Source organism: Arthrobacter cupressi (assembly GCF_900099975.1).
GTDB lineage: Bacteria > Actinomycetota > Actinomycetes > Actinomycetales > Micrococcaceae > Arthrobacter > Arthrobacter cupressi.
Map to the genome: position 1 here is coordinate 107,639 of NZ_FNEI01000007.1, position 21,067 is coordinate 128,705.

Sequence of the window (21,067 nt, forward strand, 5' to 3'; positions counted from 1 at the left end):
AGACCGCCCCCGAAAGGGGCGGCGTCGGAGGGGACGGGTGGAAGGAACGGCATGCTGGATGCGACAACGATCGAGGCCATAGCGGACGAGCTGGTGGAGGCCGGCCGGAACCGGACCCCGGTTCCGCGGCTGACCGCGCGCTACCCGGAGATGACGGTGGAGGATTCCTACGCCGTGCAGCAGCTCTGGCGGCGCCGGAACGAGGACGCCGGCCGGACGCTGGTGGGCCGGAAGATCGGCCTCACGTCCAAGGCCATGCAGGCGGCCACCGGCATCACCGAGCCGGATTACGGCGCCATCTTCGATGACATGGTCCTGGAAACCGGCTGCTCCGTGGAATGGGACCGCTACACCCACCCCCGGGTGGAGGTCGAGCTGGCCTTCGTACTGAAGAACGACCTCACCGGCCCCGGCTGCTCCCTCTTCGACGTCCTGAATGCCACCGACTACGTGGTTCCGGCCCTCGAGATCCTGGATTCGAGGATCGAGATGGAGGGCCGGACCATCGTGGACACCATCGCGGACAACGCCGCCATGGGCGCCATGGTGGTGGGCGGACGCCCCGTGCGGCCCGACGCCGTCGACCTCCGCTGGGTCTCCGCGATCCTGTACAAGAACCAGACCGTCGAGGAAACCGGCGTCGCGGCCGGCGTGCTGGACCACCCCGCCGCCGGGGTGCACTGGCTGGCCAACAAGATCGCCCCGCACGGCGACGGCCTCAAGGCAGGGGAGATCATCCTGGCCGGCTCCTTCACCCGCCCGCTCTGGGTGTACAAAGGGGACACCGTCCACGCCGATTACGGACCGCTGGGAGCCATCACATGCCGATTCGTGTAGAACCGACCTTCGCCGAGGCCCTAACCGCCGCGGACCGGCCGCTGGCCGGGATGTGGATCTGCTCCGGCAGCCCCCTGGTCGCCGAGATCTGCGCCGGGTCCGGCCTGGATTGGCTGCTGATCGACGCCGAACACAGCCCCAACGGGCTCGAGTCCATCCTGGCGCAGCTGCAGACGGTTCACGGCTACCCGGTCCAGGCCGTGGTGCGCCCGCCCGTCAACGACACCGTCCTGCTCAAGCAGTACCTGGACCTGGGTGTGCAGAACCTGCTCATTCCGATGGTCAATTCGGCCGCGGAGGCGCGTGCCGCCGTCGCCGCTGTCCGCTACCCGCCGCATGGTGTCCGCGGCGTCGGCTCGGCGCTGGCCCGCGCCTCGCGCTGGAACAGGATCCCGGACTACCTCGCCCGCGCTTCGGAGACGGTCAGCGTGACGGTCCAAATCGAGTCCACCGCGGCGGTTGCCGCGGTGGAGGAGATCCTCGCGGTCGACGGCGTCGACGCCGTTTTCCTCGGACCGTCGGACCTCGCTGCCTCCATGGGGCTGCTCGGCGAACAGGAACACCCCAAGGTGCGGGCCGCCGTCGAACACTGCCTCGACGCCGCCAAAGCGGCCGGCAAACCAGCCGGCGTCAACGCCTTCAACGAAGCGACGGCGAAAGCGTATCTCGACGCCGGAGCCTCCTTTGTGCTGGTGGGCGCCGACGTCGCGATGCTGGCCCGGGGGAGCGAGACCCTGGCGGCAAAGTTCGTGCCGGCTCCCGGTCCGGACGAGGAGTACGACGGCGGAGCGCGGCCAAGTTACTGAGCCCCTACCCGATGATCGGCCGCTCCTCCGGCAGCCTGAACAACCGGGGGTGCGAGGACAACGCCAGGGCCGAGGCCAGGGTGACCGAGCCCAGGCGGCCCGTGAACATGAGGGCCATCAGCACCCACTGGGCGGCCTCGGGCAGGTGGTAGGTGATGCCCGTGCTCACCCCAACCGTCGCGAAGGCCGAGATCGATTCGAACAGGACCTTCTCCAGGCTGTAATCGGTCAGCAGGAGCATCAGCAGGGTCCCGCCGATCACCGCGGCGACGCCGAGCAGGGCCACCGTCAGGGCCTGGCGCTGCACAGTGGGGCTGATGGAGCGGTGGGCGATGGTCACCTGTTCGCGGCCCCTGATCTCGTTCCAGATCGCGAAGCCGAGGACCAGGAACGTGGTGATCTTGATGCCGCCCGCGGTGCCGGCGCTTCCGCCGCCGATGAACATCAGGATGTCGGTCACCATGAGGGTGTCCGACGACGCCGCCCCGTAGTCGATGCTGTTGAAGCCGGCCGTGCGCGGGAAGACGCTGCCAGCGAAAGCGCCCAGGAACTTCCCGCCGGTGCTCAGCGGCCCCAGGGTTTCGGGCCGGTTCCACTCGAAGGCGGCGAAAGCGGCGAAGCCCAGCAGCAGGAATGCCACCGTGCCGAAGACGGTCAGCCGGAGGTGGACGGTCCAGTCCTTGAGCCGGATGCCCTTGATGAGCTGGATGATCACGGGGAAACCGAGCCCGCCGGTGATCACGGCCAGGCAGAGGGGCACGAGGATCCAGGGGTCTTCCGCGAAGCCTACGAGGTTGTCGCTGTAGAGCGCGAACCCGGCGTTGTTGAAGGCGGACACCGCGTGGAAGACCCCGTGCCAGAGGGCGACCCCGGGGTTCTGGTCGTAGGCGAGCCAGAACCGGGCGGACAGCACGGCGGCCGTGGCACCTTCCACGGTGAGCATGATCCTCGCGACGCGGAACAGCACCGCCCGGACGTCACCGAAATTCAGGGTGTGGGTTTCGGACTGCGCCACCAGCTGGCCGCGGAGACCAAGGCTCTTCCGGACAACCAAAGCCAACAGGGTGGCGAGCGTCATGATCCCGAAGCCGCCCACTTGGATGAGGCCCAGGATTACCACGTGCCCGAACGGGGTCCAGAAAGTGGCCGTGTCCACGGTGACCAGGCCGGTGACACAGACGGCGGACACGGCCGTGAACAGGGGAGCGAGGCCGGGGTCGACGCTCAGGTCAGTCCGGGAGAACGGCAGCATCAGCAACGCCGCGCCGATCAGGATCACCACCAGGAACGCCAAGGGCAGGGAACGGACGGGGTGCAGCAGCGCGCGGGCGATCGCGCTTTCCTTCTTCGCCCGGGGAACCGCGTCCGCCGCGCTCCTGTCCCGGATTAGTCCATTCCGCGGGCGTTCCGATGCCGGCTTCCGTGCTCTCGACATCAGTGCTTCCCTCCGCTGGCCGTACGACGCCGGCGGGTTCCTGTGCCGAGCGCTCACGGAGCCTAACACCGCCGGATCGCGCCGGGAGGGGGTCTTAACGAAACCTTTACGCGGGTTTTTCCGCTGTGAGTGGGCGGTATTCGGAAGGGTGCGCCTAGCCTTCCGCCGTTCCGGCCTCGGCCGCATGAGCCTCCGCCGTGCCGGCCTCTGCAGGCCCCTTCCGGGCCATGTACCACTCGGTGAATTCCGAGGCGCGGCCGTCCGGCGCGAAGCGGATCACCCAGAGGTTGTCGTAGGTGGGCTGGCCGTTGAAGTAGGTGGTAAGGCCCTGCACGAAGGCCAGATTGCCGTCCTGCCCGAGCAGGGTCCACTCGAAGGCCCAGGCATGCGGCATATCGCCGGCGTCGGTCCAGCCGTCCACGATTTCGTTATGTCCGCGCCACGGTGAATCGCTGTCCGGCCGGGTGGCGTAGACAGCGTCTTCGGTGAACAGGGCGCGGATGTCGTCGGGGTCGTTCGAGGTCCAGGCGGCGATGTACTTGTCCATCCACGCGTTGACGTCGTTCATGCTTACGTTCTACGCCCCGCCTGTGCCGCCATCAAGTGCTCAGCCCCCGTCGCGGCCCGAGTAGCGTTCCAGCCAGCGGCGGGCCTGTCCGGCGATGCGGCGTTTCTGCGCCGCCAGCCTTTCCGCCGCTTCGGCGGTGCGGCCGGCCCGGCGCGCGTCCTGCTCGGCTGTCGCCAGTTCCTCCTCGAGGGACGAAAGCCGCTCGCGGGTTTCCTTCAGCGCCGCCTGGAGCTTCCGACGCCGGAGCGTGGCCTCTGCCAGCGCTTGTTCGGCTTCCGCGAATTCCGCTTCCGCCTGCCCGGCCGCGCGCTCGGCGTCCTCGGCCTTCGCCTGCAGGCTCTCGCGGGCCGCTTTGTCGCCGTCGTCCTTTTTCTGCGGTTTCCCGCGCGGCGCGGCAGGCGCGGCGGGAACCGTACTACCCGCAACCGCCAGCGCACCTGACAAGTCCACCGCGTCCACGCCGTCACCGGACAGCCCCCGCACCAGCACGCCGCTCCGGATGGCGGCGGCGGCGTCGGAATCACCGAGCGCCGCGCGCAGCGTCACGGTGACATCACCCGCCGCGGCGCCGCTCAGCCGGACCCCGAGCCCGGTGGCAAGTTCGTCAGCCTTCCCGGCCGCGGCAGCCAGCAGGCGGGAGCGCTGCTGCCCGAGTTCCCGCAGCCGCGCCGGATCGAGCCCGGCCTGGGCCTCCCGCAGCGCTGCGCCCAGCCCCAGCAGTTCCTCCAGTTCCGGGGCGCCGCTGCGCGCGAGCAGGTTGATGGCCCAGGCTGTGGCCGTGGGTTTCGGCAACCGGCCGATCCGGGCAGCCAGCTCCGCGTCCCCGGAAGCCTTCGCCTCCTTCGCACGCGCCCCGCGGGCAGCAATGAATTCGGCGGGCAGCAGCGCGTAAAGTTCCGCGGCCACTGCACTCAGCTCCATGCGCTGCATCTTAGCCGCACGGACTGACGGCCGGAACGACGCCGGCGGGTTCAGTCCTGCTGGAGGGTCTGGGTCAGGTGGTGGGCCGGGATGCGGTCACGATCGTAGGTGATTTCCGTGTAGCCGTGCGGCTGGGGGGTGCCGTCCTCGCCCAGGTTCACGAAGACGAGTTCCTCGATGGTCAGGATGCTGCGGCGCGTGATCATGTTCCGCACTTCGGCGCGCATGGTCAGCGAGGTCCGGCCGAACCGGGTGGCGGTGATGCCCAGTTCGATCAGGTCCCCCTGCACCGCCGAGCTCACGAAGTTGATCTCGGAGATGTACTTGGTGACGGCACGGCCGTTGCCCAGCTGGATGATCGCGTAGATCGCCGCTTCCTCGTCGATCCACTTCAGCAGGCTTCCACCGAACAGTGTGCCGTTGGCGTTCAGGTCCTCCGGGCGCACCCATTTGCGGGTCCGGAACGTGATGTCTGCTTTTTCCATAGGGCGAGATTATCCGAGCCGCTGCCCGCAGCACCCGCGGCGGCGTGCATTGCGCCGAACATTAAGCCATCAGGCCATGGCGGTATGCGCTGCGCTGTGGGAATCGAGGGCCTTGGAGTAGCACTGGGATCCGCTGAGGCCGATGTACGGCCCGAAGTTGGCGACCGGTTCGAAGCCCGAGCTTTCATAGAAGCTGCGGCCGTCTGTCTGCGCCGAGCCCGCCTCTGCCGTGATCACCTGGTACCCCCTCGAATGCGCCAGGCCTTCCAGGCTGGCCAGGATGGAACTGGCCACCCTGGACCCCCGCGCGTAAGGGACCACGTACAGCCGCTTGATCTCCACGGTGCGGTCGTCCACGATCCGCAGCCCGCCGCAGCCCAGCGGCTGTCCGGAACACTTCTCGTACGCCACCACGAAGACCGCTGTATCGGCCTCCGACGGCGCCGGGCCGGGTTCGTGATCGGACGTGCCGAAACGGGAATCCAGTTCGGACTGCTGGGCCGCGCGCAGATCTGCGCCCACGGGGTTTGCCCAGCTGACCTGACGGATGTTGAGCCGCGGGTTGGTCTGCATCGCTACCTCTTTCGCCGGAGGGGTTATGCAGATCAAGCCTAGAAAGCAGCGGTTACCGCCGTGTTTCCTGTGCGTAAGGGTCCGGAGAACTGGCGGTGGACCGCGTCCGGGCCGCGGGTTTCCGAGGGTTAGAGCGCTTCGCCGGTGGGGTCTTCCGCCGTCGGATCGGCCAGGGCGAGGCCGCCCACGGGGATCCGGTCCCAGTGCAGTACGCTCCAGCCGGCGTCGGGATCGCCTTCCAGCACCACGATCCCGGTGTTGGGCAGTTGGTGGGTTTCAGCGAAGAGGGTGTCGATGTCCTCGGCCCGCCGACCGGCCCAGCAGCGGATGGCGGCACCGTGGCTGACGATCACCGCCGTCGAATGGCCTGCCGCGGCCACCTTGTTTACGGAGGCGTCGAAGCGGTCGAAGAAGTCATGGCCGGTGAACGCGCCCGGCATGCGCACATCCAGGTTCCCGTCGCACCAGGCGAACACCGTGCCCATGTACCGCATGTGCGATTCGTGGTCCGTCTTCTTCTCCAGGGCCCCGGCTTCGATCTCGTGGACGCCGTCCAGGACGTCCGGTTCCAGGCCGAGCGCCTTGGCCAGCGGTGCGGCAGTGACCTGGGTGCGGAGGAGGGTTGAGGTGTAGATGGCCTCGATGGCTTCGTCCGCCAGGGCTTCCGGGAGGGCGGCGGCCTGGCGCTCGCCGAGCCCGGTCAGCCCGGGGCCGGGAAACGCGGTGTCCAGCTGGCCCAGGACGTTGCCGGGAGTCTGGCCGTGACGGATAAGCAAAAGCCTCATGCTGGCACCTTACTCGCCGGGCCGGACATCCCGGCAGAAAACGATCGCGGGAACAGCCCAGACGGGAGCGACGACCCAGGCGGGAACGACGGCGGCGGGCCGGGACGCCCCTGTTGGTGAGGCTGTGTCCCGGCCCGCCGCCGTCGTGATGCCGCCCGTGAGCGGCTGCCGCTTCCGCGGCTGCGTCCTACTTGAGGTGGTCCACCAGTTCGTCCGCGATACCGGTGTAGCTGCCGGGGGTGAGCGCCAGCAGGCGTGCTTCGGCGTCTGCCGACAGGCCCAGGCCGGAGACGAATTCCTGCATGCGATCGGCGTCCACGCGGTGGCCGCGGGTGAGGTCCTTGAGGCGTTCGTAGGGGTTTTCCATGCCTGCGACGCCGGCGATCGCCTCGGCGCGCATCACCATCTGGATGGCCTCGCCCAGGACTTCCCAGTTGGTGTCGAGGTCGCCGGCGAGGACGTCTCCCGCGACGTCGAGTGCCTTCAGGCCCTTGGCGACGTTTGAAATGGCCAGCAGGGAGTGACCGAACGCCACGCCGATGTTGCGCTGCGAGGAGGAGTCCGTGAGGTCGCGCTGCCAGCGGGAGGTGACCAGCGTGGCGGCGAGGGTGTCCAGCAGGCCGTTGGAGATTTCCAGGTTCGCCTCGGCGTTTTCGAAGCGGATGGGGTTGACCTTGTGCGGCATGGTGGACGAACCCGTGGCACCGGCGACCGGAATCTGGCGGAAGTAGCCGATGGAGATGTAGCTCCAGATGTCCGTGCAGACGTTGTGCAGGATCCGGTTGAAGCGTGCCATGTCGGAGTACAGCTCGGCCTGCCAGTCGTGGCTTTCGATCTGCGTGGTGAGCGGGTTCCAGGTCAGGCCCAGGCCCTCGACGAAGGACTTGGAGACGGCCTGCCAGTCGGCGCCGGGAACGGAGGCGACGTGCGCGGCGTAGGTGCCGGTGGCACCGTTGATCTTGCCCAGGTATTCGGTCTTGGCGATGCGGTCCAGCTGGCGGCCCAGGCGGTGCGCGATCACGGCCAGTTCCTTGCCCAGCGTGGTGGGGGTGGCGGGCTGTCCGTGGGTGCGGGAGAGCATCGGCACGGCGCGGTTTTCTTCGGCCATGCCTTCGATCTGCTGCACCAGCGCACGGGCGGCCGGCAGCCAGACGTCCTCCACGGCGCCCTTGATGCCCAGGGCGTAGGACAGGTTGTTGATGTCTTCGGAGGTGCAGCCGAAGTGCACCATCGCGGTCAGGTTCTCGATGCCGATGGCCGGAAGGCGGCGGCTGATGTAGTACTCCACGGCTTTGACGTCGTGCACCGTGACGGCCTCGATCTCGGCCAACTCGGCCACGGCGGCGGCGTCGAATTCGGTGACGATGCCGCGCAGCTTGTCCTGCTGTTCGGCGGTCAGGGGGCCGGCGCCCGGCAGCACGCTGTTGCTGGTCAGGTGGATGAGCCATTCGACCTCGACGGCCACGCGGTCGCGGTTAAGGGCGGCCTCGGACAGGTAATCGACCAGCGGTGCGATGGCGGACTGGTAACGGCCGTCCAGGGGGCCGAGGGCGATCTGCTCCGGCGACGCGGCGAGGGCCAGGCGTCCGGAGGGCGTACGGGTAACAGCGGCGGCGGTTTCAGGCATGGGCCAATTCTTTCATGAACTCCAGCCGGCGCCTTAAGCCGACCCCGCTATGTGAATACCGCTGCGGCCTGTCCTCCACAGCCGTCCTGCCGGCGGTTTGTCCACATAGCGCCCGACGGCGGTTCCGCACCCAGGGTGCGTGGCCGTAGCTTCGGTGCACCAGGGCGGGCTGCCCGCTTCCGAAAACGTGAAGGAGACAAAGATGGGGAATCCTGGTTTGGCGTCAGCGGAAACCCGTTACGAGCTGTGGCAGGGCTCTTCCGGCGGCGCCGGAGTCCAACAGCTGGCCACACGGGTGGCGCGCTGCGCGGACGAAGCGGACGCTGCCCTGGCCCGGCTTGCGCAGGTGCAGATGGGGCAGTGGCAATCCCCGGCGGGCCGGGCCTACCGCAACGCCCTCGTCCGCCGCGTGGCCGAGCTGCGGAGGGCACGTGATGCCTTGCGGGAGGCTTCGGCGTTGCTCATGCACCAGGCGGCGCTGGCCGCGGGAAACGGCTTCTGATGCCGGGGGCGCGCACCCACGGCGACGGCGCGATTCTGCCTGTGGAGCCGGCGCCGGACGGCGTCATGGGGGTCCGCGGTGGTGTGGGCGGGATCAGCTTCCAGTTCGAAGAACTCCTGGCAGGGGCCAACGCCTTGGACGGTGTCGTCCGGGAGTTGGATGCCACCGTCACGGAAATCGATGCTGTCCGCCGCGAACTCTTCCTCACGGAACTACGGACCTTCACCAGCGGCGGCCCGGCACTGGCCGCCATCAACGATGGCGCTCAGGGGGCCGGACAGGTCCGTGACGCGATCCGTGCAACCGGCGAGCAGGTCCGGGCGAGCTACCGCGAATACGAGTACACCGAGGCCTTGAACGCGATCACGCTCCGGGCGGGGCTCCTGCATCCGCCCCTGCTGGAGATGGGTGTGCGGCTGGGCCAAGGAGGTCTTGCCGGGACACAGCCGGGCGACCGGGACCGTGCCGAGCAGCTGGTGGCCCAGCTCCCGCTGATGGTCGGTTCCCTCCTCGGGGCCGCAGTCCCGGGCTCCCTGCTCGGGACACTGACCGGTGTGCTGGCCGGCCAGACCGACGTTCGCGCGATCCTCCGGGCCATGGTGGAGGTGCCAGGGATGGCGCACCTGAAACCGCGCCCCGTCACCGTGCAGAAGGTGTCGACCACCGAAGAACCCATCGATACTTCTCTGCCGGGCCTGATTCGCCGGGCCGAACCGTTGCACAGCGGGGGAGAGGGGGAAATCGCCGTCATCAAGGTGCCGCAGGACGAGGGCGGGGGCACGAAAAGCGCATGGGTGGTGGTAATTCCCGGAACGCAGAAGGGGGATCCGCCGGGCGGAAGCAATCCGATCGACGAGGGCGGGATCGTCGATGCCCTTGCCTACGACTCCGCCTACCTCACACCGGCCATCCGGAAGGCCCTCAGGGAGGCGGGGGCGGAAGCCGGCGAAAATGTCGTGGCAGTGGGACACAGCCAGGGCGGGGTTCACGCGATGAACCTGGCGGCCAACAAGGCGTTCCTCGCCGAGTTCGACCTCAAATACGTCTTCACGGCGGGTTCCCCGGTCGGCGGCATCAAGCCCGAGCCGGGGATCAGCAGCCTGCACCTGGAGCACAGCCAGGACTGGGTTCCGGGCTGCGACGGCGCGCCCAATGCCGACACCAAGGACCGGGTGACGGTGACGCTCAACAACCCGGTCCGGACCGTCGAAGGGGAAGACCCGGGCCTGGGGCCGGGGCACAAGCTGAAGAATTATGCGGAAGGAGCGGAACTCGTTGCCGCGAGCAGTGAGCCGTCGCTTACGGCGTCCACCGCCGCGCTGGCGGGCGCCCTCGGGGCGGGCGGAGCGGCGGTGGCCGGGTCCAACGCGCCCAGGATGACGGTGACCAGGTTCAAGCTCACCCGCGAATCGATGCCCACTCCAGCGCCAGCGGAACGTGTGCGTCCCCGTGCCCCGGAGAACCGCTCCGAAGCGGGGTGGCGCTGAGAATGAACAGCGGCGCGGACGCCGACTCCCGGCCGCAGTCAGCGGCGGCGGGCTCCCGGGATCCAGCTGGCCACCAGGGAAATGACGCTGATGATGATCGCGGCGAGGACCGCGGTCCAGAAGAAGGAATCGATGGTCAGATGCACCGGCGTGTAGCTGCTGAGCCACGCAGTGAGGTAGAGCATCGCGGCGTTGATGATGATCGTGAACAGGCCCAGCGTCAAGATGGTGATCGGCAGGGACAGCAGCTTCACGAGCGGCCGCACAAAGGCATTGACGATTCCGAAAATCAGGCCGATGAACAAATAGGCAAGCACAATGCCCAAAGTTTCACCGCCCTGCGTGATGCCGGCATTGTTGACGGCGTTGCTTGTGGCCGCGGTGGAGATGTCCAAGCCGGGAAGAATCCAGCCGGCCACCCAAAGAGCCAGGCCGTTGATCAGGACACGGACGATGAATGCACCCATGCGCCCATGCTTTCACACAGGACAGCAAGGAGTGTCCGCAGCGGGGCCAAAAACCGGGACCAGTACGCTTGGAACCATGACTTCTTCCGACATCGCACCGGAGGGCGTCCGGCCCCGGCCGGTCGTCGACAACCTCCCCAAGTACGCGGCTGGAAAACCGCCTGCTGTGATTGAGGGCCTGACCAGCTACAAGCTGTCTTCGAACGAGAATCCGTTGCCTCCCCTTCCCGCGGTCCTGGAGGCCATCGCCGATCAGAGCGACATCAACCGCTACCCTGACCCGCTTGCCACCAAGCTGCGGAACGCGCTTGCGGATTTCCTCGGGGTCCCCGCCGACGATGTTGTCACCGGCGCCGGAAGCCTGGGAGCCCTGAACCAGATCCTCGCCGCCTTCGCCGGGCAGAACGCCGACGGCAAGGCTGACGAAGTGATTTACGCATGGCGGTCTTTCGAGGCCTACCCCATCTGCGTCGGTCTTGCCGGGGCCGAAAGCGTACGGATTCCGCTGATGCCGGATGGGCGCCACGACCTCGAGGCCATGGCCGCCGCCGTCACCGTGCGTACCAAAGTCATCCTGCTCTGCACCCCGAACAACCCCACCGGCCCCATCCTCACCGCGGAGGAAACGGAACGCTTCATCCAGTCCGTCCCGTCCGGCGTCGTGGTGGTCATCGACGAGGCGTACCAGGAATTCGTCCGCGACCCGGAGGCGGTGGACGGCCTCCAGTTGTACCGCAAATACCCGAACGTCGTGGTTCTGCGCACCTTCTCCAAGGCTCACGGCCTCGCCGGGCTCCGCGTGGGTTACAGCGTCGCCGGCCACGACATCACGCAGTACCTACGGGTTGCGGCCACACCATTCGCGGTGTCGCAGATCGCCGAACGTGCCGCCGTGACGTCCCTGGGGCACTTCGACGAGGTGATCGAGAGGGTGCAGGGCTTGGTGGACGAACGCGAACGCGTCGTGGCAGGCCTGCGGGAACTGGGCTGGTTTGTTCCGGAAGCCCAGGGGAACTTCGTCTGGCTCAACCTGGGTGAGCACAGTGCGGGGTTCGCGGAACTGGCCGGGGAGCGCGCACTGTCGGTCCGCGCCTTCGCCAATGAGGGTGTCCGGGTCAGCATCGGAGAGGTCGAGGCGAACACCCGGTTCCTCGAACTCTGTGCGGGTTATACAAACCCGCCACGGCCTTTGTAGGGATTCACAAATGTCTTTGGGTCCCTTACTGAGGATAAAGTAAGGGGCGAAAGCCAAATATTCCATTTGAGGAATACATTCCCCAAAAGGAATATATCAGCGAAAAATGCTCAGCGTCGGCTGCGGCAGGCAAAGGAGACGGAATGGGCTCAACCCAATTGCCCACCCCCCGTATCAACGGGACCGGACAGCACATCCCGGAAGGGATGGAGTCCGGCGACCCCGCAACGGGGATGGTCCAATTGCTCGGGCCGGACGGCACGCTCGGCACTGATCCGGTGTTTTCGGATTACGCCAAGCGGCTGGAACCGGAGCAGCTCCGCGGTTTCTACGCGGACATGGCCAAGATCCGCCGCTTCGACCAGGAAGCCACCGCCCTGCAGCGGCAAGGCGAATTGGCCCTCTGGGTTCCCCTCACCGGTCAGGAAGCCGCGCAGATCGGCTCCGGCCGGGCCAGCCAGCCGCAGGACTACATCTTTCCCACCTACCGGGAGCACGGTGTGGCCCTGACCCGGAATGTGGACCTCTCCGAACTGCTGAAGCTCTTCCGCGGCATCTCCAACGGCGGCTGGGACCCCAAGGAGAACAACTTCCACCTCTACACCCTGGTGCTCGCCGCGCAGACGCTGCATTCGGTGGGCTACGCCATGGGCATCCAGCGTGACCAGAAGCTCGCGGACTCCGCCGAATCCAATGAGCCCAAGGCCGCCGTGATCTCCTATTTCGGCGACGGCGCCAGCTCCGAAGGCGACGTCCACGAATCCATGGTGTTCGCCGCCTCCTACAACGCTCCCGTGGTGTTCTTCTGCCAGAACAACCACTGGGCCATTTCGGTCCCCACCGAAGTGCAGACCAAGATTCCGCTCTTCAACCGGGCCAAGGGCTACGGTTTCCCAGGCATCCGGGTGGACGGCAACGACGTCATTGCGGTCCACGCCGTCACCGAATGGGCCCTGGAGCACGCGCGCGAAGGTCGCGGCCCGGTGCTGATCGAAGCCCACACCTACCGCGTCGGTGCGCACACCACCGCCGATGACCCCACCAAGTACCGCCTGTCGGCCGAAGAGAACGAGTGGCGGAGCAAGGATCCCCTGGACCGGCTGGAAAAGTACCTCCGTGCGGAGGGCTTGGCCGACGACGCCTTCTTCGAGCAGGTCAAGCAGGACGGCGACGAACTGGCCGCCTACGTCCGCAGCACCGCACTGGCCCTGCAGGCCCCCGACATCCACGATGCCTTCGCCGGCGTCTACGCCGAGGCGCACCCCTTGGTGGCCGAGGAGCAGGCGTGGTTCCGGGAGTACGAGTCAGGTTTCGAAAGCGAAGAGGAGGCCGGTCACTGATGGCCACCATGACCGTAGCCAAGGCCATCAACGAAGGCCTCCGCGCAACCCTCAGCAACAACGCCAAGTCCCTGCTCATGGGCGAGGACATCGGCGCCCTGGGCGGCGTCTACCGCGTCACGGACGGGCTCCTTAAGGACTTCGGCCCGGACCGGGTGGTGGACAGCCCGCTCGCCGAATCCGGTATCGTCGGCACCGCGATCGGACTGGCCCTGCGAGGCTACCGCCCCATCTGCGAGATCCAGTTCGACGGTTTCGTCTTCCCGGCCTTCAACCAGATCACCACCCAGCTGGCTAAGATGCACTTCCGCAGCAGCGGCAGGCTCACGGTGCCGGTGGTCATCCGCATTCCCTACGGCGGCGGCATCGGTTCGATCGAGCACCACTCCGAATCCCCGGAGGCGCTCTTCGCCCACACCGCCGGCCTGCGGATCATCACCCCGTCCAACGCCCACGACGCCTACTGGATGATCCAGCAGGCCGTGGAATGCACTGACCCCGTGATCTTTTTCGAACCCAAGCGCCGCTACTGGCTCAAGGGCGAGGTCGACACCGAGAACCCGGGCCCGGCGTCGGACCCGTTCAAGGCGCACGTCCTGCGCGAAGGCAGCGACGCCACGATCGTGGCGTACGGCCCCCTCGTACCCGTCGCGCTCGCCGCCGCCTCCGCGGCCGCGGAGGACGGGCACAGCATCGAGGTCATCGACCTGCGCTCGATCTCACCGATCGACTTCGACACCGTCGAGGCATCGGTGCGGAAGACCGGGCGCCTGATCGTGGCCCACGAGGCACCGACGTTCGGCGGCATCGGCGGCGAAATCGCGGCCCGGATCAGCGAACGCGCGTTCCTGCACCTCGAGGCGCCGGTCATCCGCGTGGGCGGCTTCCACATGCCCTATCCCGTGGCCAAGGTGGAGGAGGACTACTTGCCGGACATCGACAAGATCCTCGAAGCCCTGGACCGTTCGCTGGCCTACTAGCCGCTCCTGCCTGCGCCGAGCCCCTGCGGGCCGCCTGCTGAAACGTAAGGACCGAAGTGACTGTTAAGAAATTCAACCTCCCGGATGTCGGCGAGGGCCTGACCGAGGCCGAGATCGTCTCGTGGAAGGTCAAGCCTGGCGATTCCGTGGCCATCAACGATGTCATCTGCGAGATCGAAACGGCCAAGTCCCTCGTGGAACTGCCGTCGCCTTATGCCGGCACGGTGTCCGAGCTCCTCGTGGCCGAGGGCATCACGGTGGAGGTCGGCACGCCAATCATCGGCATATCCGACGGAGCCGCCGAAGCCGCCGGCGGGGCGCCCGCCCCGGCGGCTCCCGCCGCCGTCGAGCCCTCAGCACCAGAAACCCCGATGTACGGCAAGCTGTCCCAGGACACCACCGACGCCGGTACCTCCGACTCCGGCCCGGCCGGCGGTCCGCTGGTCGGTTCCGGTCCGAAGGCCGACGCCGTCAGGCGCCGCCCGCGCCGGACCGCGCCCTCCGCTGCGGCTCCGTCAGCCCCTGCTCCGGCGCCCGTCCAGGCAGCACCGGCCCCGGCAGCAGCCCCTGCCCCGGTGAGGCCAACCCCCTCGGCAGCGGCTTCCGCCCAACCAGCCCCCGCGGCAGCGGCCGAAAACGGTGCGCAGGCCGCCGCCGGCCTCGGCGGCACCCTGGGTGCAACGGTCAGTGGCATTGTCAGCCGCGTGCTGGCGAAGCCACCGGTGCGCAAGATCGCCCGCGACCTCGGCATCGACCTTGCCGACGTCACCGCAACCGGCGCCCGCGGCGAGGTGACCCGCGAGGACCTCGTCAGCTACCAGGCGCAGCGCGACGCCGAACTGGACCAGGCGGACTCCTTCTGGGGCGCTTCCCGCAAGCCGCAGGAGCAACGCGTGGAGCGGATCCCCGTCAAGGGTGTCCGCAAGGCCACCGCCAAGGCCATGGTGGACTCCGCCTTCACCGCCCCGCACGTGAGCATCTTCGTGGACGTGGACGCCAGCCGCACCATGGAATTCGTCAAGCGGCTGAAGGCTTCCCGCGACTTCGAGGGCATCAAGGTGTCCCCGCTGCTGATCCTGGCCAAGGCCGTCATCTGGGCCGCTGCCCGCAACCCCAGTGTCAACGCCAGCTGGGTGGAGGACGCGGACGGCAAGGGCGGTGCCGAAATCCAGGTCAAGCACTTCATGAACCTCGGCATCGCGGCCGCCACCCCGCGGGGGCTCATGGTGCCGAACATCAAAGACGCCCAGGACCTCTCCCTCAAGGAACTTGCCCTGGCCCTGAACGAGCTCGCCACAACGGCTCGCGCCGGCAAGACCCAGCCCGCGCAGATGCAGGGCGGCACCCTGACCATCACCAACATCGGCGCCCTGGGCATCGACACCGGTACGCCTATCATCAACCCCGGCGAGGTGGCGATCGTCGCCTTCGGCACCATCAAGCAGAAGCCCTGGGTGCTCGATGGCGAGGTCATTCCGCGCTGGATCACCACCCTGGGCGGGTCCTTCGACCACCGCGTGGTGGACGGCGACCTGTCCGCCCGCTTCATGGCCGACGTCGCCGCCATCCTCGAGGAGCCCGCGCTGCTGCTGGACTAGCGGGGTCCCCGGGCCCCGGAGGGGCCTCAAACGGCAAAGAGCCCGACGGCGCCATCCGGCGCGGTCGGGCTCTTTCCGTTGTGCGTATCTCGGCTCAGTACACCGAGCTGGTGTAGGCGAGCTGGGCCAGCTGCTCTTCGCTCATGTTGCCGAGCAGGCCGATGGCCACCGCTCCGGCCAGCAGGCCAATGGCCAGCATCATCGCGGACCCCATGACCAGGGCGCGCCAGTCGGAGCGCAGCACGCTGCGGAGGGTTTCCGGCATCTCGAGCAGCGGCGAGATCAGGTTCGGGGCGCTGTCGGTGGTTCCGTCGGCGAGGATGGCTACGACGCGGTCGTTGCTGCGGTCGAGGCGCATGGAGCTGATGTGGTTTCCGTGGCGGGCGAGGAGGATGTCGTGCCCGACGCGCTGGCGCGGCTGCAGAGTAAGCAAGTTAGGGTCCTGGAGGTCGTTTGTGGTGGGCGGCTCGCGCCTTCGGGTGCCTTCCTCAATTTTATCGGCGGGGTCCGCGCGGACCCGCCGGAAAGAGGGTGAGACCGCCCACCAGGCCGCGTGATTCCCGTCAAGGGCGGCAGTGCGGCGCGTCATACCCGGCGTGCTGACGGAGGATCCCTGCGTGACGAAATAAGCCGGCCGGCAACGAAAAAGCCGGCCGGTTCCTGGATTTTCACCAGGGAACCGGCCGGCTCCGTGCGCGGGGGCCTGCCTTAGGCGGGTTCGTCCGTCTTGGCGATGTAGACATCGCAGGGCGCGTTGTGCGCCACGGTGTTCGCCACGCTGCCCAGGATGCGGCCGAGGCCCTGCATGCGGCGGTTGCCCACCACGATCAGCTGCGCATCCACGCGCTCTGCTTCCTTGACCAGGGCTTCGCCGGCCTTGCCGCGGACGGCGCCGTAACTGGTCTGCAGTTGCTCCGATGCGAGTTCGCCCGCGATGGTGCGCGCAACCTTCTCCGCGGCATCCGCGTCGGAGAGAACCCACTTGTCGGCGCCGCTCTCCACGATTTCAACGCGGTCGCTCTCAAAAGCCGTGACGACGCGCAGTTCGGCCGCCAGGGCCGTCGCCAGCCGTTTGGCCGATTCAGCCGCCCGGCGGGCCGTCTGGCTGCCGTCGACACCGACGAGGACTACACCGCTCATACACCTGCTCCTTTGCTGGATCTGTTTTCAACTGCGTCCGCGAGTACTTTCGCGAGTCTCCGGACGCCTTCGGCAATAGTATCCGGAGGGACGGCGCTGAACGCCAAACGCAGCTTGTTGGACGGACCGTCCGACGGCGTGAAGGCCGCTCCCGGGATGAACACAACGCCGGCGTCGATCGCCTTCTGGAGCAGCGGGTAGGTGTCCACGCCCTCGGGCAGCGTCACCCAGACGAAGAAGCCGCCGTCGGGCCGTGTCCAGCTCAGGCCCGCGGGCATGTGCTCGTCCAAGGCGGCGAGCAGGGCCTCGCAGCGTTCCTGGTACAGCGCCCGGTACGTATCGATCTGGCCCCGCCAGTCGTAGTCACGCAGGTAGGCCGAGATGAGCATCTGGTTGAGCGTTGGCGGGCACAGGGTCACGGCTTCGGACGCCAGGTAGAAGCGCCGCTGCAGGTGTTCCGGAACGAGGGCCCAGCCGATCCGGAGCCCCGGGGCGAAGATCTTGGAGAAGGAACCCATGTAGATCACGTCGTGGGCGTTGGCGGCCCGCATCGGGGCCAGCGGCCGGCCGTCGAATCGCAGCAGGCCGTAGGGGTTGTCCTCGAGCACCAGAATATTCGATTTGCGGCATATATCGACGATGCGCTGGCGGCGCTCCTGCGCCAGGGTGATGCCCGAAGGGTTGTTGAAGTTGGGGATGGTGTAGAGGAACTTGATGTTCTTGCCCTGCGCCTGAAGCTCCTGAATTCGGGCCTCAAGGATCTCCGGCACCAGGCCGTCGCCGTCCATGGACACGGTCTCCACCTGGACCTGGTAGGCCTCGAAGGTGTTCAAGGCGCCAACGTACGTGGGGTTTTCCACCAGGACCACATCCCCGGGATCGCAGAAGACCTTGGTGGCGACGTCCTGCGCGGACTGGGAGCCCGCCGTGATAACGACATTTTCCGGCCGGGCGTCGGTGATGCCTTCGGCTGCCATGATCTCGCAGACCTGGGCGCGCAGTTCCGCCGTGCCCTGGCCGCCGCCGTACTGCAGGGCGGCCATGCCTTCTTCGGCGATGATCCGCGCCGCGGTCTGGCCCAGCTTTTCCAGCGGGAGGGACTGCAGGTAGGGGTTTCCGCCGGCAAGGGACACGAGGCCCGGCCGCATGGAGATGTCGAAGACATCCCGCACGGCTGACTGCTTGATGTTGGCGGCGCGCTCCGAGAAGAGTTCCTCGTGGCGGTGGGCGGCGGTTGCAGCCCTCTCGATGGCATCGATCGCTTCGGCGGGCAGCTCCGGCCCGGCGTCCAGTGTTTCGTGGGTCACAGTGAAAAGGATACTCCCCAGAGTTGCCAATTGGGCAACAGTTGTTTTCGAAAACGCTCCGCGGCCGCTCACGAACTGGCAGTAGATGCCCTCTGCAGGGTCCTCAAAGGGCATCTGCTGCCAGTTCGCGCGGGCGGGGATTCGGAATGCCCGACGGCGGTGTGATTGTCGGTGCCCCGGCGTACCTTTGGCAGCAGCGGGGTTTGGAGAGGGCGTGAGGCAGATGGGGAGCAGGGTGGTGGGCTAGGTGAAACGGAGCGTGCAGTTCTGGCGGATAGGCCAGTTGAACGGCGATGAACTGTCGGCGCCGTTTCCGGCGCGCCGCGTGGCGGAGGTGCTCCGTGACGCGGAAAACCACGGCGTGGACCGCCACTTCCGCTGCGCGGACGGAACGGTGCTGCTCGCCCAGGCGGCCGCCGTCGCGCCAGTCCCGGTGATGCTCCTGGACCGCGTGCGCGGCGGGAACCTGCCGTCCGTGGGGGACAGCGCCGGGCGCCGGAAACCCCTCCCCTTGGATGCCGGAGACCGTCTTCTGGAGACCACGTACTTTGCCTTCCTGAAACGGAACGTGCTGGCGGTACTGAGCAGCGGGAACGGCCCACGGGCCCCTCGTCTGGGAGAGTACATGGGCGGCATGCTCGGCCTGGAACCGGGGCTGGTTCCGGTGGTTCGGGAAGACGTTGAGGACATCCTGGACCGGCTGGACGTGAGCCGCTTCGAGTTCTCCCTGCCGGCCGGGCGCCTCTCCGGAAAGTTCATGGAGGGCGAATGGGCGGATGTGCTGGACAGCGCCTCGCGCCTCATGAGCGAAGGTACTTTCCGGGTCTCCCTCAGCGTCGGCCGCAGCGGCAACGCCCAGGAAAAGCAGCGGATCAGGGGGCGCATCCAGCACCTGATCGAGGTCTTCCGACGTTCCGGATCCATCGAGCAATTCGACCATGTGGTGGCCGAGGGCCGGGACTCCGTCAGCGGGGATCGGGAAGTGGTGGACCTGCTCAAGGAACGGTTCATTTCCTACGTGGACGTCGACGCCGGTATCTTCAACGACCCCGCCCGTGCCGCCGCCGAAGCCGTGGAGATCCTGCGCAAACAGGCCCGCGACCACGAGGACTTCTTCGCCAGGACCCTGCCGGAGGTGACGGGGACACCGGACCAGTCCGTGGTTCCCGCGCTCGCCGCCGACCCCCTGGCGGAACCATCAGTGACAGGAGGTTCCGTCCGATGAGCCTGTACGACGTCGAGATCAGCCAACCGCGCCGGCGCGCCATGTGGCGGTGGTTCCTGCTGCATCCACGGATGGATCTGTTGTGGGCGGCCCTGGCGGTGGCCGCCTGGCTGGCGCTGTCGGGCCTGCTGCGGCAGCCCTTCATGGTCGAAGGCGTTGCCGAGGATTCCCGCCGCACCCTGTTCCAGACCCTGGCCACGCTGTCCGGTGCGGTGGCCGGACTCATCCTCAGCAGCGTCTCCATGTTGGTGAACGTACTCGGCAAAAAGGCGCCGCCGGGGCAGCGTGCGCTTCCGCTCGAGCGGCTGACTCCGGACCACCGCCGGGAGATCGGCGACGCGTTCCTCGCTGTCATTCCGGTGCTGGCCGCACTCCTCGTGGCGGCGCTGACCGCGATCCTCGTGGAGGGCGATGGCGCCATGGGCGTCTGGCCCATTGAGGCGGCGGTGTTCGGTCTCGGATTCGCGGCAGTCCTCGGGCTGCTGCGGATGGCGTGGGCGCTGCGGCGGTTGATCGCGATCGCCACGTCATGAGCGGGCCTGGGCTGTGCGGCCCGGGCTGGGGGCGTCTGAACCCCCCGCAGCCCGGTCGTCAATGCAGCTTGGGTCCGCAGCCGCGTCAGCGCGTCCTGCTTAGCGCAGGCTCAGGAGCTCCGCCAGGGGCCGGCCGCCGATCCGGATTTCCGCTCGGGATGCGCCGGTGGCCGCAATGGCGGTCTGGGTGAGCTGGGCTTCGATCCGGGGTCCGTCGCACACGCCGCCCTGGCGCAGTTCGCCGCTGAGGCTGATCACGGCCGTGGTTCCTTCCAGCTGCCCGGAAACAAAGGTCAGCGCCGACGCGGCGAGGGCGTTGTACAGGCCCGAGCCTGCCGGAACACTGTCCGGGCCGAGCAGCCGGGACATCGCCGCCTGCAGCGGGTCAGAAGGGGTGTTCGCGGCCGGGCCCGCGGATGCCTGCCCGCTGTCGCCCTGCCCGGCGGCGGAGCCGTGCGCATCCCCGCCGGTACCTCTCTGGGAGTCGGAGCGTACGGCGACGAGGCTGTCATTGCAGCCGAAGCGGGCCCCGCGGCTGCCGCCGTCGTCGATCGCCACGAGGTAGATGGCCGGGCCGTACAACGCGGCGTGGTCTTGGGCGGCGTCCGGATCCTCCCCGGGGGCCCGGACCGGCGCTTCTGCGGGCCGTGACGGGGCTATCGGAGGCGCCGTGCCGGGCTCGGCTACGGGTATCGGCGCGTCGGGGCCCGCTTTGCCGACCGCGCCGGGCGAGGTGGCACCCGGCGCGGCGGGTTCCGGCGTCGGCGGGGCGGCGGGAGTGGCCGCCGGAACGGGAACTGTCTCCGGAAGCTGGGAGGCACGGCCCGGGTAGGCGGCGGCGGAACCTGCAGTCGGTGCGGTTGCCTCGGGTGCTGATTCCGGGGCAATGCCCGCCGGGTACGCGCAGCTGCCCAGGCACAAGACCGCGCCGCCCAGAGCCACAGTGCACAGGGACAACCTTCGCAGCCACAACCTTCGCAGGGACAACTTTCGCAGGGACAGGGCGCGCAGCGGAGCCGCCGACGTCGAGCGTCCGTATCCGCGCCTGCCCACCATGACAGCTCCCGAGCCTCCGGGCGGGACTGCGGGCGCTGCCCGTGTTTGCCGCCTCTTGCTTCAACCGTAAGTCCGGCCAAATCGCGGCGGAATGCCGCGGCGGTGACGGTTCGGCATCAGCTCCGTCACGGATTGGTAGCGCGCCGCAGAGCCGCAAAAGGCCCCGTTCCACCCGGAATCCTCCGGGGCGGAACGGGGCC

Annotated in this window: 22 protein-coding genes; 10 read left to right on the forward strand and 12 right to left on the reverse strand. The window is 68.0% G+C overall.

The window, feature by feature from the left end:
- The first annotated feature begins 51 nt into the window (after positions 1-51).
- Complete coding sequence (hpaH, locus tag BLP88_RS10185; protein ID WP_074588918.1) at positions 52-837, forward strand: 2-oxo-hept-4-ene-1,7-dioate hydratase; 786 nt, start codon at positions 52-54, stop codon at positions 835-837.
- On the forward strand, positions 822-1,643 hold the full coding sequence (locus BLP88_RS10190; protein WP_084111056.1) for an aldolase/citrate lyase family protein: 822 nt from the start codon (positions 822-824) through the stop codon (positions 1,641-1,643). Before hpaH ends, BLP88_RS10190 begins: the two co-directional genes overlap by 16 nt.
- Before the next feature lie 4 nt (positions 1,644-1,647).
- On the opposite strand, the gene BLP88_RS10195 is transcribed toward BLP88_RS10190, so the two are convergent.
- The 7 genes from BLP88_RS10195 to purB all read right to left on the reverse strand — a co-directional run bounded on the left by BLP88_RS10195 (position 1,648) and on the right by purB (position 8,037).
- On the reverse strand, positions 1,648-3,078 hold the full coding sequence (locus tag BLP88_RS10195) for a TrkH family potassium uptake protein (RefSeq protein ID WP_084111059.1): 1,431 nt from the start codon (positions 3,076-3,078) through the stop codon (positions 1,648-1,650).
- Positions 3,079-3,232: 154 nt separating this feature from the next.
- Positions 3,233-3,646 carry a nuclear transport factor 2 family protein gene (locus BLP88_RS10200; protein ID WP_074588920.1) on the reverse strand — a complete coding sequence of 138 codons (414 nt, stop codon included), beginning with the start codon at positions 3,644-3,646 and terminating at the stop codon, positions 3,233-3,235.
- 39 nt (positions 3,647-3,685) lie between these two features.
- The gene (locus BLP88_RS10205; protein ID WP_074588921.1) at positions 3,686-4,567 is read right to left on the reverse strand and encodes a hypothetical protein; all 882 of its coding nucleotides are present in this window, start codon (positions 4,565-4,567) and stop codon (positions 3,686-3,688) included.
- Positions 4,568-4,617: 50 nt separating this feature from the next.
- Positions 4,618-5,052 (reverse strand): acyl-CoA thioesterase, encoded by a 435-nt coding sequence (locus BLP88_RS10210; protein ID WP_074588923.1) that lies wholly within the window; start codon positions 5,050-5,052, stop codon positions 4,618-4,620.
- A gap of 69 nt (positions 5,053-5,121) precedes the next feature.
- Positions 5,122-5,625, reverse strand: coding sequence for a GNAT family N-acetyltransferase (locus BLP88_RS10215; RefSeq protein WP_074588925.1), 504 nt, complete (start codon positions 5,623-5,625; stop codon positions 5,122-5,124).
- A gap of 128 nt (positions 5,626-5,753) precedes the next feature.
- Positions 5,754-6,410, reverse strand: coding sequence for a histidine phosphatase family protein (locus BLP88_RS10220; protein ID WP_074588927.1), 657 nt, complete (start codon positions 6,408-6,410; stop codon positions 5,754-5,756).
- A 187-nt stretch (positions 6,411-6,597) separates the two neighbouring features.
- Positions 6,598-8,037, reverse strand: coding sequence for an adenylosuccinate lyase (purB, locus tag BLP88_RS10225; RefSeq protein WP_074588929.1), 1,440 nt, complete (start codon positions 8,035-8,037; stop codon positions 6,598-6,600).
- A gap of 202 nt (positions 8,038-8,239) precedes the next feature.
- Between purB and BLP88_RS10230 the strand changes: the two genes are divergently transcribed.
- Together BLP88_RS10230 and BLP88_RS10235 are read left to right on the forward strand one after the other, a co-directional pair.
- Positions 8,240-8,539 (forward strand): hypothetical protein, encoded by a 300-nt coding sequence (locus BLP88_RS10230; RefSeq protein WP_074588931.1) that lies wholly within the window; start codon positions 8,240-8,242, stop codon positions 8,537-8,539.
- Positions 8,539-10,026 carry an alpha/beta hydrolase family protein gene (locus BLP88_RS10235; RefSeq protein ID WP_074588933.1) on the forward strand — a complete coding sequence of 496 codons (1,488 nt, stop codon included), beginning with the start codon at positions 8,539-8,541 and terminating at the stop codon, positions 10,024-10,026. Before BLP88_RS10230 ends, BLP88_RS10235 begins: the two co-directional genes overlap by 1 nt.
- 38 nt (positions 10,027-10,064) lie before the next feature.
- On the opposite strand, the gene BLP88_RS10240 is transcribed toward BLP88_RS10235, so the two are convergent.
- Positions 10,065-10,493 (reverse strand): phage holin family protein, encoded by a 429-nt coding sequence (locus BLP88_RS10240; protein ID WP_074588934.1) that lies wholly within the window; start codon positions 10,491-10,493, stop codon positions 10,065-10,067.
- A 76-nt stretch (positions 10,494-10,569) separates the two neighbouring features.
- On the opposite strand from BLP88_RS10240, the gene BLP88_RS10245 reads away from it, so the two are divergent.
- The 4 genes from BLP88_RS10245 (at position 10,570) to BLP88_RS10260 (ending at position 15,606) form a co-directional block, all read left to right on the forward strand.
- Positions 10,570-11,688, forward strand: a complete 1,119-nt coding sequence (locus tag BLP88_RS10245; RefSeq protein ID WP_084111065.1) for a histidinol-phosphate transaminase — start codon at positions 10,570-10,572, stop codon at positions 11,686-11,688.
- A 143-nt stretch (positions 11,689-11,831) separates the two neighbouring features.
- On the forward strand, positions 11,832-13,028 hold the full coding sequence (pdhA, locus tag BLP88_RS10250) for a pyruvate dehydrogenase (acetyl-transferring) E1 component subunit alpha (RefSeq protein ID WP_074588938.1): 1,197 nt from the start codon (positions 11,832-11,834) through the stop codon (positions 13,026-13,028).
- Positions 13,028-14,008: an alpha-ketoacid dehydrogenase subunit beta gene (locus tag BLP88_RS10255; RefSeq protein WP_074588939.1), complete on the forward strand. Its 981-nt coding sequence runs from the start codon at positions 13,028-13,030 to the stop codon at positions 14,006-14,008. Before pdhA ends, BLP88_RS10255 begins: the two co-directional genes overlap by 1 nt.
- Positions 14,009-14,064: 56 nt before the next feature.
- Complete coding sequence (locus BLP88_RS10260; RefSeq protein ID WP_074588941.1) at positions 14,065-15,606, forward strand: dihydrolipoamide acetyltransferase family protein; 1,542 nt, start codon at positions 14,065-14,067, stop codon at positions 15,604-15,606.
- 94 nt (positions 15,607-15,700) lie between these two features.
- On the opposite strand, the gene BLP88_RS10265 is transcribed toward BLP88_RS10260, so the two are convergent.
- The 3 genes from BLP88_RS10265 to BLP88_RS10275 all read right to left on the reverse strand — a co-directional run bounded on the left by BLP88_RS10265 (position 15,701) and on the right by BLP88_RS10275 (position 18,053).
- A complete protein-coding gene (locus BLP88_RS10265) occupies positions 15,701-16,039 on the reverse strand; it encodes a hypothetical protein (protein ID WP_084111068.1) in 339 nt (112 codons plus the stop codon).
- A 275-nt stretch (positions 16,040-16,314) separates the two neighbouring features.
- On the reverse strand, positions 16,315-16,746 hold the full coding sequence (locus BLP88_RS10270) for a universal stress protein (protein WP_074588943.1): 432 nt from the start codon (positions 16,744-16,746) through the stop codon (positions 16,315-16,317).
- A complete protein-coding gene (locus BLP88_RS10275; protein ID WP_074588945.1) occupies positions 16,743-18,053 on the reverse strand; it encodes an aminotransferase-like domain-containing protein in 1,311 nt (436 codons plus the stop codon). Before BLP88_RS10275 ends, BLP88_RS10270 begins: the two co-directional genes overlap by 4 nt.
- A 247-nt stretch (positions 18,054-18,300) precedes the next feature.
- On the opposite strand from BLP88_RS10275, the gene BLP88_RS10280 reads away from it, so the two are divergent.
- Both BLP88_RS10280 and BLP88_RS10285 read left to right on the forward strand, forming a co-directional pair.
- Entirely contained in the window at positions 18,301-19,278 is a 978-nt protein-coding gene (locus BLP88_RS10280) for a hypothetical protein (protein ID WP_245679831.1), read from the forward strand.
- Entirely contained in the window at positions 19,275-19,811 is a 537-nt protein-coding gene (locus tag BLP88_RS10285) for a hypothetical protein (RefSeq protein ID WP_074588949.1), read from the forward strand. Before BLP88_RS10280 ends, BLP88_RS10285 begins: the two co-directional genes overlap by 4 nt.
- A gap of 99 nt (positions 19,812-19,910) precedes the next feature.
- On the opposite strand, the gene BLP88_RS19145 is transcribed toward BLP88_RS10285, so the two are convergent.
- Positions 19,911-20,867, reverse strand: a complete 957-nt coding sequence (locus tag BLP88_RS19145) for a hypothetical protein (protein ID WP_245679832.1) — start codon at positions 20,865-20,867, stop codon at positions 19,911-19,913.
- Positions 20,868-21,067 lie beyond the last annotated feature (200 nt).

Excerpts from the sequence above, each read along its gene's own strand:
- hpaH (WP_074588918.1), top strand. The coding sequence starts at position 52 with ATGCTGGATGCGACAACGATCGAGGCCATAGCGGACGAGCTGGTGGAG.
- BLP88_RS10190 (WP_084111056.1), top strand. The coding sequence starts at position 822 with ATGCCGATTCGTGTAGAACCGACCTTCGCCGAGGCCCTAACCGCCGCG.
- BLP88_RS10195 (WP_084111059.1), bottom strand. The coding sequence starts at position 3,078 with ATGTCGAGAGCACGGAAGCCGGCATCGGAACGCCCGCGGAATGGACTA.
- BLP88_RS10200 (WP_074588920.1), bottom strand. The coding sequence starts at position 3,646 with ATGAACGACGTCAACGCGTGGATGGACAAGTACATCGCCGCCTGGACC.
- BLP88_RS10205 (WP_074588921.1), bottom strand. The coding sequence starts at position 4,567 with ATGGAGCTGAGTGCAGTGGCCGCGGAACTTTACGCGCTGCTGCCCGCC.
- BLP88_RS10210 (WP_074588923.1), bottom strand. The coding sequence starts at position 5,052 with ATGGAAAAAGCAGACATCACGTTCCGGACCCGCAAATGGGTGCGCCCG.
- BLP88_RS10215 (WP_074588925.1), bottom strand. The coding sequence starts at position 5,625 with ATGCAGACCAACCCGCGGCTCAACATCCGTCAGGTCAGCTGGGCAAAC.
- BLP88_RS10220 (WP_074588927.1), bottom strand. The coding sequence starts at position 6,410 with ATGAGGCTTTTGCTTATCCGTCACGGCCAGACTCCCGGCAACGTCCTG.
- purB (WP_074588929.1), bottom strand. The coding sequence starts at position 8,037 with ATGCCTGAAACCGCCGCCGCTGTTACCCGTACGCCCTCCGGACGCCTG.
- BLP88_RS10230 (WP_074588931.1), top strand. The coding sequence starts at position 8,240 with ATGGGGAATCCTGGTTTGGCGTCAGCGGAAACCCGTTACGAGCTGTGG.
- BLP88_RS10235 (WP_074588933.1), top strand. The coding sequence starts at position 8,539 with ATGCCGGGGGCGCGCACCCACGGCGACGGCGCGATTCTGCCTGTGGAG.
- BLP88_RS10240 (WP_074588934.1), bottom strand. The coding sequence starts at position 10,493 with ATGGGTGCATTCATCGTCCGTGTCCTGATCAACGGCCTGGCTCTTTGG.
- BLP88_RS10245 (WP_084111065.1), top strand. The coding sequence starts at position 10,570 with ATGACTTCTTCCGACATCGCACCGGAGGGCGTCCGGCCCCGGCCGGTC.
- pdhA (WP_074588938.1), top strand. The coding sequence starts at position 11,832 with ATGGGCTCAACCCAATTGCCCACCCCCCGTATCAACGGGACCGGACAG.
- BLP88_RS10255 (WP_074588939.1), top strand. The coding sequence starts at position 13,028 with ATGGCCACCATGACCGTAGCCAAGGCCATCAACGAAGGCCTCCGCGCA.
- BLP88_RS10270 (WP_074588943.1), bottom strand. The coding sequence starts at position 16,746 with ATGAGCGGTGTAGTCCTCGTCGGTGTCGACGGCAGCCAGACGGCCCGC.
- BLP88_RS10285 (WP_074588949.1), top strand. The coding sequence starts at position 19,275 with ATGAGCCTGTACGACGTCGAGATCAGCCAACCGCGCCGGCGCGCCATG.
- BLP88_RS19145 (WP_245679832.1), bottom strand. The coding sequence starts at position 20,867 with ATGGTGGGCAGGCGCGGATACGGACGCTCGACGTCGGCGGCTCCGCTG.